Here is a 1,249-nt window from a genome sequence, read left to right as displayed (position 1 = left end):
ATGCCTCATGCATGTCACATTGGCAAGTGTGAGAAGGACATTTGGCCGAGCATTCAGGGTGGACTCGGTTCAGAATCGTTTCGCGTCCAGGTCGGACGGTAACGTCACCTGCATGGATCCGCTGGAGAAGGCCGTCGAGGCGCACAAGCGTGCAGTAGTCGCGGAGAAGGCTGCTCGGGATGCTCTGTACGGCGAGATTTGGCGCGCGCGACAGTCTGGAGTTTCGCAGGTGGAGGTTGTTCGTCGGACTGGTTATACGCGTGAACATGTGCGTCGGATTGAGCGATTGTTCGAGGGTACGTCGGATTGACTGGTCGCGGCCGTTGCTCCAGGGCGAGGATTTTACCGAGTCAGTATTGGAAATATGTCCGCTTGAATGGTCATGGATACGCGTGCGTAGAACAGTGCCAGTCGGCAGGGCACACAACGAAGAGGAAAGAATGACGGGCTATGCCGATGGTTGGGCGTTGCTGGGCGACGAGGTGAGGGCCATCATTAAGGAGTATTGGCTGGACGGGTTCCCTGTTGCGGCGACTCCGGACGAGGAATACAACCGAGGCCGTGGCCCCGGAAAACGCGTCAGCCCTATTTACGAATACGACGACGGCGGAATCGGGGCGACGCAGTGGCTCAATGTCACCCACAACGTCGCCGCGATACTGAAGTCGGACGGTGGATGGAAGGTTGGCGGCGCGTTCCACCTGTGGGTTTCCACCGGTATCGGGACGCTTCCGTACGAGGTGCCCCTGCGAAACCCAATCATGATCGACGCGGGGGATAACGTGGGCTGGAGCGAACGTAAGGAAGAAGCAATCGCCGCCGCAGAGGCAGTACTCGGTCTGCGTCGATTGGCCGAGTAGCTCACCAAAGCAAATCGAGAGACCCGATTTTCCTCAGTCCACGAGGCGAATCGGGTCTCTCGCGGCCAGAGGAGGAGACGAGCTCTCCCGGCGCCTCCTCGCGTGGGCCGCCGATGCACTCTCGCTGTTGCGGAGCCTGCGAGGCTGTCCACAAGAAGATGAACCCGACTTGAAACGAGTCCGCCAATCAGGTCAACACCAGGTCTGGCGCACTGCCCATCCGTTCGACCCCGACATCGCATTTCGGCTGATCTGCTGGTTCCCACCCGACAGCAACACCGTCGTAGTGGCACTGTTCGCGGGCGACAAATCGAGAATCGGCGACGTGTTCTACAACAGTGTCGGACCCCGAGCCGACGCCGCAGTCCGAGCATGGAAGTTTCAGACAG

At 59.6% G+C, this 1,249-nt stretch carries 2 protein-coding genes; both read left to right on the top strand.

Features of this window, described 5'->3' with window-relative positions:
* Positions 1-440 precede the first annotated feature (440 nt).
* Positions 441-860, top strand: a complete 420-nt coding sequence (locus ACF1AK_RS36385; protein WP_003944284.1) for a hypothetical protein — start codon at positions 441-443, stop codon at positions 858-860.
* A 169-nt stretch (positions 861-1,029) separates the two neighbouring features.
* Positions 1,030-1,249 (top strand): hypothetical protein (locus ACF1AK_RS36380; RefSeq protein ID WP_391503087.1); only part of this gene is annotated, 220 nt, incomplete at its 3' end.

The sequence above is a fragment of the Kitasatospora sp. NPDC015120 genome, assembly GCF_043080305.1.
In the GTDB taxonomy this organism is placed as follows: Bacteria; Actinomycetota; Actinomycetes; order Streptomycetales; family Streptomycetaceae; genus Kitasatospora.
The sequence above is the reverse complement of the archived record's forward strand: the minus strand, read 5'-3'. Positions and strand labels throughout refer to the sequence as shown.